The sequence below is a fragment of the Nostoc sp. genome, from assembly GCF_036917655.1.
Taxonomy (GTDB): Bacteria; Cyanobacteriota; Cyanobacteriia; order Cyanobacteriales; family Nostocaceae; genus Nostoc.
In genome coordinates, this window is sequence record NZ_JBALCY010000082.1 from 74,395 (window position 1) to 85,094 (window position 10,700).

7 protein-coding genes and 2 pseudogenes are annotated in these 10,700 nt (G+C 42.3%); all 9 read left to right on the top strand.

Annotated elements, in window-relative coordinates:
* Positions 1–1,056: a glycosyltransferase gene (locus tag V7K30_RS31385; protein ID WP_335006110.1), complete on the top strand. Its 1,056-nt coding sequence runs from the start codon at positions 1–3 to the stop codon at positions 1,054–1,056.
* Positions 1,022–1,669: a pilus assembly FimT family protein gene (locus V7K30_RS31390; RefSeq protein ID WP_335006112.1), complete on the top strand. Its 648-nt coding sequence runs from the start codon at positions 1,022–1,024 to the stop codon at positions 1,667–1,669. Before V7K30_RS31385 ends, V7K30_RS31390 begins: the two co-directional genes overlap by 35 nt.
* A gap of 32 nt (positions 1,670–1,701) precedes the next feature.
* A pseudogene (locus tag V7K30_RS31395) lies at positions 1,702–1,950 on the top strand (TIGR04282 family arsenosugar biosynthesis glycosyltransferase); the annotation flags it as partial.
* A 680-nt stretch (positions 1,951–2,630) separates the two neighbouring features.
* Positions 2,631–4,211, top strand: a complete 1,581-nt coding sequence (locus V7K30_RS31400; RefSeq protein WP_335006114.1) for a group II intron reverse transcriptase/maturase — start codon at positions 2,631–2,633, stop codon at positions 4,209–4,211.
* A gap of 498 nt (positions 4,212–4,709) precedes the next feature.
* A complete protein-coding gene (locus V7K30_RS31405; protein WP_335006116.1) occupies positions 4,710–6,644 on the top strand; it encodes a hypothetical protein in 1,935 nt (644 codons plus the stop codon).
* Positions 6,645–6,677: 33 nt separating this feature from the next.
* The gene (locus V7K30_RS31410; RefSeq protein ID WP_335006118.1) at positions 6,678–7,829 is read left to right on the top strand and encodes a ferritin-like domain-containing protein; all 1,152 of its coding nucleotides are present in this window, start codon (positions 6,678–6,680) and stop codon (positions 7,827–7,829) included.
* Between the two features lie 304 nt (positions 7,830–8,133).
* Positions 8,134–9,093 (top strand): hypothetical protein, encoded by a 960-nt coding sequence (locus V7K30_RS31415; RefSeq protein ID WP_335006120.1) that lies wholly within the window; start codon positions 8,134–8,136, stop codon positions 9,091–9,093.
* Positions 9,094–9,301: 208 nt separating this feature from the next.
* Positions 9,302–9,718: a hypothetical protein gene (locus tag V7K30_RS31420; protein ID WP_335006122.1), complete on the top strand. Its 417-nt coding sequence runs from the start codon at positions 9,302–9,304 to the stop codon at positions 9,716–9,718.
* 31 nt (positions 9,719–9,749) lie between these two features.
* Positions 9,750–9,968 (top strand): annotated as a pseudogene (locus tag V7K30_RS31425) (hypothetical protein); the annotation flags it as partial.
* Between the last annotated feature and the right edge of the window lie 732 nt (positions 9,969–10,700).

The window sequence follows — 10,700 nt, forward strand, 5'->3', positions numbered from 1 at the left end:
ATGATGAAAGCCAGCAAAGATTCGCCAAAAATTTCTGTAATTATCCCCGCTTATAATAGTGAAAAGACTATTAATTACACTATTCAATCTGTTTTAAATCAAACTTTTACTCACCTAGAATTAATTGTAATTAATGATGGTTCACAAGACTCCACTTTAAAAGTTGTTACACAAATCCAAGACTCACGAATAAAAGTATTTTCCTATTCCAATGCTGGCGGAAATGTCAGCCGTAACCGAGGGCTACAGCGTGCAGTTGGAGAATTTGTTAGTTTCTTAGATGCAGATGATCTTTGGACACCTGATAAACTTCAGTCTCAGTTAAAGGCTCTGCAAGAAAACATTACTGCAAAAGTTGCTTATAGTTGGACTGATTATATTGACGCAAATGGTCAATTCATAGTTTCAGGTAAGCGCATTAATGTAAATGGAAGTGCTTATGAAAATTTGTTACTAAATAACTTTCTAGAGAATGGTTCCAATCCCTTAATTTGTAGAAAAGCTTTAATGACATTAGGTGGCTTTGACGAATCTCTAAGTGCGGCTCAGGATTGGGATATGTGGCTGCGATTAGCCTCTAAGTTTGATTTTATCTGTGTACCATCTGTACAAATATTATATCGCATAAGTGCTAATTCAGTTTCTACTAATGTTATCAGGCAGGAAAAAGCCTGCTTGCAAGTGCTTGAGAGAGCGTACAAAGAAAGACCTTCTACACTTAAGCAGAGTTGGAATATAAGTCTAGCAAATTTATACAAATACTTGACCTGCAAAGCCCTACAAAAGCCATTTAATCGGCAAAAAGGTCTAGCATCTGCTAGATTTCTGTGGAAGTATTTTCTTAACGACCCCTTAAGGCTTCAGAATCTAAATTTCACCTTAAAATTGTTATTGAAAACCATCATAATTTTTACCTCGCCCACCTTGCTCTACAGTATTACTAATCGGCGCGAAGTAAGAAGCCAACAAACTGAAACATTCCTCAATATCTGGGTAGCTGAAAAACGATCAGAAAACAAAAATGGATACCCAGGTGCATCTACAATCTCTAGCTAATGCAAAAAATCCTTTGAATAAGCATTCCAGTAGTGGTTTTACCTTACCAGAGATGTTAGTAGTTGTTCTATTAATTGGTATATTAGCTACGCTGGGAATACCTAACTGGCTAACTTTTGTAGAGATTCGCCGCCTCAATACTGCCCAAAATGAGGTTTACTATGCGATGCGCCAAGCCCAAAGCCAAGCCAGCAAAGATAAATTGACTAAGCAAGCCAGTTTTCGCATACAAAATGGTGTCGTGCAATGGGCAGTTCATCAAGCAGAAGCAGGACAATTCATTCCTGATGCTGTTAAAAACAATGACAATCTATGGCATAACCTTGAGCCAAACACTCGCATTGATGAAGAGGAAAACAATAAAGGAAAAAAGGAGACAACTTTACGAAAACACACTTCACAGCAAATGTGGCGAGTTTTATTTAACTATCACGGTTGCCCTATCTCTGAAATTGGAAATCAGTGTACAGTAGGCGGATTAGGACAGATAACCTTCTACAGCTTGAATGGTGGTAAAGCTAGACGTTGTGTCTATGTTTCTACAATTTTGGGGGCTATGCGAACGGGAAAAGATCATGCTACAGCCAACGAAAACGAGAAGTATTGCTATTAAGATATTTTTAGTTTATTCAAATAAGGTATTGCGTGCTGAACTTACCAGCAAGTCCAAAACAGCACCTGATTATTTTTACTCGTTATCCAGAACCAGGTAAGACAAAAACCCGACTGATACCTGCTTTGGGAACTGTTGGTGCTGCCAATCTTCAACGGGAAATGACTGAATATACAATATTTCAGGTTCAAGAATTGCAAAAAGCCATTGCCATTTCTGTGGAAGTGCGCTTTGCAGGTGGCTATTCACAACTCATGCAAGACTGGCTGGGGTCATCCGTGAGAGATTACAATAAAGCGCCTTTTGTCAATCAGCTAAAATACTCAAAATAGTCTCAATAAGAATGATAATCGTGTATGGGGAGCTCGGCTCAATACCTATATCAGATAACATTCCAGCGTGGTGCGATTCGTTGATTAGTGAATCACGGTACTCAGCCCGTAAATAACTAATCCAGCCCGACAGCAGATTACTGTCACCAAAAGGCTGAACTCTCGGTCAGATGTAGGTGAAAGCCCTACCATTCAGACTCAGAATTGACTCCTTATCTGCCCACACCGAACAAGCTCGGTTCTTGTAGAGTGAAGCTGGGAACAGGGTGCAATCAGACGACTGTTGCGGGTTGACACTGGCGCTAACAGGGAGTTCCTATGATGAAATCGAGCCTAGAAAAGCGATTTTGAATGGGGCAGGGCGCAACGTAAATTTCCCTGACCTAACTGGAGCCAATCCCGCCGAATATCGTGCTAATAACGGCAAGAGTCTAGGGAATCCAGTAATCGAATTGGCTACATCTAACGGAACAATCAATCTCTCCGAGGGAACGAATAAAAACGAGTTGTGGGTCAAGGGGCAGTCGAACCCCAAGTAGTCCAGACGAGCGGAGGAATCCCCACAACTTGGGTAGGACAGACCGTAATTGGTCTGAGGTGTTCAGAATGCACAAACTCTAGAAGAGAAAATGATTAGACACAGTTACAAAACTAGTGAATCTTGGAAAGCTCTACCGTGGAAGAAATTCCGCCGCAACCTTTTCCGCCTTCAAAAGCGCGTGTACAAAGCTGTTCTTGTTGGAGACAAGCGGAAAGCTAGGTCACTGCAAAAGCTTATTCTTAAATCTACCTCGGCTCGATTTCTTGCAATAAGACAAGTATCTAAGCTTTATGCTGGCAAAAAGACGGCGGGTATTGATGGTAAGAAATCCCTGACTTTTAGCGAACGATTCTACTTAGAAGAATGGCTAAGAGGCAATAGTGGAAATTGGAAGCATCAAGGCTTAAGGGAAATCCCCATCCCAAAGAAGGACGGAACTACCAGAATGCTTAAAATACCAACCATCGCGGATAGAGCTTGGCAATGCCTCGCAAAATATGCACTAGAACCAGCACACGAAGCCACCTTCCATGCTAGGAGTTATGGGTTTAGAACTGGGCGCTCTGCCCACGATGCACAAAAGTACATCTTTAATAACCTCAAATCTGATGCCAATGGAATAGAAAAACGAGTAATCGAACTCGATATTGAAAAGTGCTTCGACAAGATTAACCACTCGGCAATAATGGACGAACTCATCGCCCCTAAAGGACTAAAACTCGGTATCTTCCGATGCCTCAAGGCAGGGGTAAATCCAGAATTTCCTGAACAAGGAACCCCACAAGGGGGAGTGGTCAGCCCATTATTAGCAAATATTGCGCTCAACGGAATTGAGAGTATACACAGATACCATTACAACTACAAACAAGGTTGCAAGGTACACGAGAAGACTTTAAATAAGTCAATCACAGAACCATCAGTCCGATACGCGGATGACATGGTTATTATACTCCGACCCGAAGATGACGCAACAGAGATACTTGAAAGAATCAGCGAGTTTCTCCGCAATCGCGGAATGAATGTAAGCCAAAAGAAGACCAAAGTTACCGCCGCGACAGATGGGTTTGATTTCCTCGGCTGGCACTTCAAAGTCCAGAAAAACGGAAAGTTCAGATGTATTCCCTCAGTGGACAACTTCAAAGCGTTCCGTAAGAAAGTAAAACACATCGTCAACAACTCGAATTATGGTGCTACCACAAAGGCGGAGAAATTAGCCCCGGTAGTTAGAGGTTGGAGAAATTACCATAAGTTCTGCAAGATGGACGGGTCAAAGCTCTCACTTTGGTTCATAAGTCACAGAGCATATACGGTATTTAATAAGGAAACCAAGCAAAACCGCTACTCTAGCAAGAAATTACTAGACAAAGCATTCCCAAAAGTTTCCTACTCCGAGAGTAAACACGTCATGGTCAAAGAAACAAAATCCCCCTATGACGGAGATACAGCCTACTGGAGCGAACGTAACAGTAAACTCTATGACGGCGGAACTTCTATTGCTCTTAAGAAGCAAAACCATAGATGTGCTTCCTGCGGTTTAAAGTTCATCGATGAGGAAAGGATTCATCTGCATCACATCGATGAAAATCACACCAACTGGAAGAAAAATAATCTGGAAGCAATTCATGAGAGTTGCCACGATTATAAACACATGAGCAAAAGCGCAAGCTGATAACATCGGGAGCCGGATGCACAGAAATGGGCATGTCCGGATCTAACTGAGAGGTGCGGGGAATAATATCCCCCATCGACTCAACCAAGATGTTTAAAATTTTCAAATGTCCTCACTTCTGGAAACAAATCTCTATAGGCATCGCAGTACTGATCTACCACGGTGATCGTGGAGGTAGCCGTTCTTGAACCCAATTAAATACCCTTGCTAAGTTAAACTCTTAGTAATTAATTATACTCTCATGAGAGTAATAAAAGAGCACTAATGATTATCATTACTATATAAATGAGAATTTAATAAGGGTTTCGCTAAATCCCACTCTGATTCAGACTCGTCAATACTTAGATGTGTTTGCCCTGCATCTCACATAAGCCGTAGATATTGGGACATTCTCCGCCCTCATATATGATGTTATCTGATGTTAAGTATCGTTTCGGCTATTCGCATCTCGTGTATAAAAATAGTAGTGTCTTATTCTGTTTATAATTAAAGACAATAATGAGTTATCAAAATAACTTACGTCTGGTGTTTGCCGGTGATTTTCAGTCAGATGTCTCAACTGTTAACAACGATGTGAGACATTATGACAATGCAACTTTTGAACAGCGTTTTCAAGACTTTCAAATGGGCGAAGTGTTCAATGGTTGGTGGAACCCCACAGGTTCAGGAGCATTCCGTTTAATCAACTGTAGAGTTAAGTCCGTCGTTATTGATGGCGAAATGAGCGAGGATTCTGCTGTAAATCTTGTCATAGATGGTTCTAACAACCGAGTGGGAGGCAAGATGGTGGATCTTGACCCACAATTCCAGATGGCCTCTGCAATTTGGGGGTTAACCATCCGGTTAACAGACGGTCAGGAAGATTTTCTAGTTGGGCAGTTCGAGCCAGCTTCTTTTCGGGATATCATGTTTGGTCGTCGTCAGGAAGCACGTGGCTCTACAGGAGCCTCTGCTGCTTTTCAATCGGTGCTGACAGACCTGCACTGGGGGGAGAATTTACGGGGGTCTCGCTTTTTAGAAGCACTGAAGGCTGCATCAGCAAATGGGAAACTGTCAATCCGGTTTACCACCTTTGGCTATAGTACAGACAAGAACGCGGATCGGTTTACCCTGGGTACTGTAATTGGGGCGATCGGCCCTTACGATGAGAATGAGCCTCGCTCGTTTGTTAAAGGGCGACGGATGGTACCGAATGTTGATGCAAATACGGGATCTCCCTTGAACAAAATCAACTTCTTTGATGCCTTAATTGATGACCATAAAAGCTCTGTCTTAGTTGATTTTGGCAATGCTCTACCCTTAACTTTTAAGTTGGGATTACAAGACCTTGGTGACCTCCAGTTAGCAATTCTCAAAGATGAAAATACTCAGGAGTCTGAAACCCTGTCCAAAAACGAAGGGTTTGTGGCATTAGGCAACCTAATTCCCTATCGAAAACCAGACTGGTTGTACACAACGGCTGGAATTTGGGCTACGCCTGTGCGTCCCGAACAACTGGAGCTAATACGCGAACATCCTTTGGCGCTGATTCAGATGCTTGATAGTAATACAGGGAAAGTCTTAGTTCGAGAGAGTCTTGACGGGTTATTTGTTCGCGCCGACAAGTTTGTGCAACGAGTTGAGCCAACAGAAACAGCTGAGATCGAACTTTTTGCTAGTCGTTATGGTAAGCCACTACCCCATGCCTCAGTAAGTATAGCTTTCAGTCCTCCAGATAATACTGAGGGCGGCGGTTCGCCAAACGATCCCGCACCTCCCCAGGCTCAAATACCTTGGACAAACAAGCCCCAGGAAGCACTCAAAAACTTACCTCTAACGCTGACAACAGATGCTACTGGTAAAGCCAAGTTGTTAATTGAAACGCAAGACCCTGGTAATCCCCGTGGTTACATTGATGGGCAAATTTATACGCTGCTATACTCTCTGCAAGGGCAAGCAGACAGTCAAAAACAATTTCTTGATGCCATCTACGTTTTACTCTTTGATGCCTATCCAATTCCCGATCGCCCTACCTGGTTCGAGCATATTCACCCCATTTTCCAACAGTACGGCAACCTCTATCCGATTATGAGTAAGCGCTTGGTTGACCTAGGAGACTACGATTCAGTGCGGGAGAATCGTGCCATTTTAGAATTGGCTTTCTCCTTAAATGTTCATGACCCCAATTCCATGCCCGTTACCCGTGACCTTTCTCGTGCCAAGCGAGTCACAATTCTGCAATGGTTGCGGGAGCAGTACGCCGATGGCAGCTATGTCCTGCGGCTAGGAGAGAAACCGTCCCAAGCAGAAGGGCGACAAGCAATTGAGACAAAATCTATCCCATCATTTGCACTAGAGCCTGAAGTCGCAGACGCACCATTAGAAGACGATAGCACCGCACACGGTTACCAAAATTTGCAAATCGCCCTACGGCGAATTCAACGCAACTCATAAAATAAAAACGCTCTACACAAGAAGGAGAACTGTATGTTAAAAATTCCCGATCGCATTATTCAAGAGATCCACAACGCCACACAAGCTGCGGATCTTTATCGACATCTGCAAGCAGCGATCGAGTTAGAACATTCAACCATTCCGCTTTACCTGACAGCACTATATTCTATCCAACCTAACTCTAATCAGGAGGTAGCCGAAATCCTTTTCTCAGTGGTGCGGGAAGAAATGCTGCATATGGTCATTGCAGCCAATGTTTTGAATGCCATTGGTGGTACACCCCAAGTCAATAAACCTGACTTTATCCCCACCTATCCAGGGCACTTACCATTGGTGCAACCGGATCTAATCGTAGGACTTGCGCCTCTCTCGAAAGAACAAATCACCAAGACCTTCATGCAAATAGAAACCTCTATAGACCCGGAAGATTACCCAGCCAAGCCCGTCCCCTTCGCCCTGAGAGCAACCGAAGAGTATCAAACGATTGGAGACTTCTATCAAGCAATTATTGAAAAAATCACAGACTTACATCACCAGGGAGCATTAACTATTCAACGGCGCAATCAGGTTGTCAATGAAAAATGGTTTCCAAGAACGGAATTATTTGAAATCACAGATGTGGACAAAGCCAATGAAGCCTTGAAGTTGATTATTGTGCAGGGCGAAGGAACGACAACCGTACAGAAGACACGAGTATGCTCTCTTAACGGTAAGGGTAGAAGCCAAGCCACCCAGACGTTTAGTCCCTTTGATCCACAACATCAGCCTGCTCATTACTATCGCTTTGCTCAAATCGTCAAAGGTGGTCGCCTGGTGCCAGACCCAGAAAATCCAGGTGGATTTGTCTACGACCTGAATCAACCAATCAATCTAGACTCTGAAAAGATTTATCCACTTGTAAAGAATTCTAAAGCCGAGATGTATCCCGAAGGTAGCCGAGCGCGTCGCTTAGTAGATCAGTTCAACTACTCTTACACAAGTTTATTGAACGGCTTGCAAAAGACTTTCAATGGTCACCCAGATTACTTAAATACAACTATCGGAGTGATGTTTGAATTAAAGTTGCAAGCTGAGGAGATGGCAGAACTGAAAATTAAAACAGGGCCTGATGCTGAGAAGCGTGTTGCACCTTCATTTGAATACCAATTGTCAAGGGCAGAAAAAGCAATTAGCTCCCTCATTTAAATTCAACCCTACCATACCTCAACAATAGATTTACTAATGGGTCATTTAGCACGCTTATAGGGGTAGTGTTAGAGTCGGTGTCATCAAGTGCCAACTTCCCAAATGAAGTTCCGAATCAACTTCTAGAATCGGAACTTGGCACTTTTTTGGTAGTGGAACAGATTTTTTACTCGGAAACAGTACCTCTGTCCTTACACTAGCCAAAACTACACTAATTTATGCATGGAAAAGCCAAATCTAAAGATTTGGAGTCAGGTTTACAGCCTAGTGAAAAGAACACCCAACATCAAATTTAAGAGGCTTCATGAACAATTTCAGTTGGATTCTATTGATAACAAAGCGAGTCTTATTTTCCTTAGTGGTTTGTTTTTTAATTACTATAGTCTTTCTAGGCAGTGGTGACGCGAGTGCCTCTGGATTACGCACAGCCTCTGATGGCTCCGACGATATATACCCCACTCGAACCGTACATAATGAGACTTGCCAAGAATCAGAAAATTTTGATGATAATTGTCTAGCAAAGCGAAAGGAAGGTGAACCAACCGATCCACAATACCCAAAGTGGTGGATTAGTGATTGGAGAATGTATCGGGTATTTCAAGATTATAAAAAGGATAAGTTTCGTCCTCCCTACACTTCACCACCTGAAAATTTGACCCCCAGTGATTACGAGGTTTCGTATGGTACAACGTACTACGATTCCACTTACATTCCCAAAGATCAGAAAGATGGGACTGGGGCGATGATGGAATATTATCAAGATCGGTGTTTGCCTATCTTCCCACGTAGCAATAAATATACCTGTGCCTTTGTGTCTTTGGGGAATAAAGCCTATTTTCTGAATTATGGTCAAGAACCGAACCAGAAGCCAAGGATCTGTTTGTTCTCACCTCATAACCACCCTCCACGCACTGATTTTATTAAGCATTTGCCTTATCAACCAAAACAAAGTACTCATCTCAATAATTCTCTGCAAGCATACTCCATGTTTCTTCCAAAAGATAAACTAGAAATTTTATTTGGATACGCTTTTTATAAAAACCCCACTCCAGACAGTTTTGACAAGACGGCTAAACCTTATCGCCATCCCCAATCTTTCTACTTCTCTGGTAATCCCAATGAAGCTAAAGCCCCATTAGTAAGTCAGAACTATACAAATTTCCGGATGGAACAGCCAGATTCAAAGATTTGGAGCAAAATTGCAAAAATGTTACCAGAGCAGCCGAAAGAATGCTGCTTGTATCAACAAGGATGTCCTGACTAATACCAATTTGCTAAAATTTGGCAACAGATGATACAAGGCTCTATCTGTTGCTGGCTTTTAAAGAATGGATACAAGTAAGTGGTAATACAAAATTAATTACACAAATTTTGTTCTGAAACCCTTATCCCGTCTAAAAACTCATTCTCGTTCTGGCAAAGGTATTTCTAGGATATTAGTATATGGTCATCTCAGTAGAAAGGAGAAAAAAATGACAAGTGAAGAGACTAAGCAGGTGATCGAGCAGTTGAAACAGTTTGCCAAACGTTGGAACGAGTTGTACGCAGAGGAAAAGTTTGAGGAGATGAAATATCTGGCGACAGAGGATGTGGGAATTGCCAACGCAAAAGACTCGAAAGAGCTATCTGGACTTATCTATGGGCGTGATAAATATTATGAAGGAATTGTTAATGCCTATGGAGAGCAAAAAAACCTTCTCGTTATGGAATACGAAAATTGGGAATACATCCCTTTGGACGGCAACACTTTTTATACGATTGGTAAATATACTCTTGGTACTAACGTGGTCGGTGTTAACTGCTGGCTTCTTCGTCGCAACTCTCCCGCCGACCCTTGGCGAATATTCCGTGTCATTGACAACAATGATATTAAAGAAAACCTGACGTAAAGTATATGTAGAGCAGGTTTAATAAAATGGCAAGCAAGTGAAGCAAGCCTTGGAGAAAACTATTGATTTGCGATCGCTTGCAGCAGAACCCCCCAAGAAAAATGCCCAAGAATGCTTACGACTCATGGGTATGGCGTTGAAGAATCTTGCCAGCGCTATGAACAACACCCAAGCGCTTGAAGCTGGTACCATAATCTTGGGGAGTGAACCAACACCATCTGCGATCGCCTATCGAGCCGAACAATTACAAAAAATCTTCAACTTCAGCGATCGCAGATCAGAAAATAGAACTGAGTTGCCCCTCTGCAACGTTTACGGCTGAAAACTCAGTTTCTTGTGATGAAGTCAAAGCAGTTCATGAAGGCGAAAATTCCGCGCTGCCCGTGTCACAAACTGAAAAATGGTCGCATGAGGCGATTGTTGCTTTTGTCAAATATGCGACCGGAGCGTATGCAAAAATTCTTGCGTTGCGGCGAATTCAGGGCAGAATCCGGGGTTTGAGTACTTGCAGGAGTGTTGGGATGATCCGGCATTGCAGATTGTGATCAAGAAATTGCTAGCGAAGTTTCCGCAATGGGATGTTGCGATTGTAGATCGGGAGTTAGTTGAGCAGAATAGATAGCAATGTTTGTTAAGTTGGAATTATGTAAACTTTCCTAATAGTTGCAAGATATGAGCCTCTAACTAGCGGCGATCGCTGCCTCGCTAAGGTGTATTGTCTTAAAGTCCACAATGTCTTGAACATGATTTGCGTAATAGCATTTACATCGATGTTATCTTAGTAAATTTACTGAAGCCATCGCAAGTAAGATTTTGTTAAATTCGCTTAAAAGATTGAGCGCTCTTAATTTTTTCTAGTAATAATAATGCAAATTTTTGTTTTTCTGAGGGACTTCCAAAGAATAAATTATTCCAAGAAAAACAAGAGACAGGTTTTTTCAAGAATGATAATCATTTTAAGGGGGAGAAAAGGGGTTGCCTA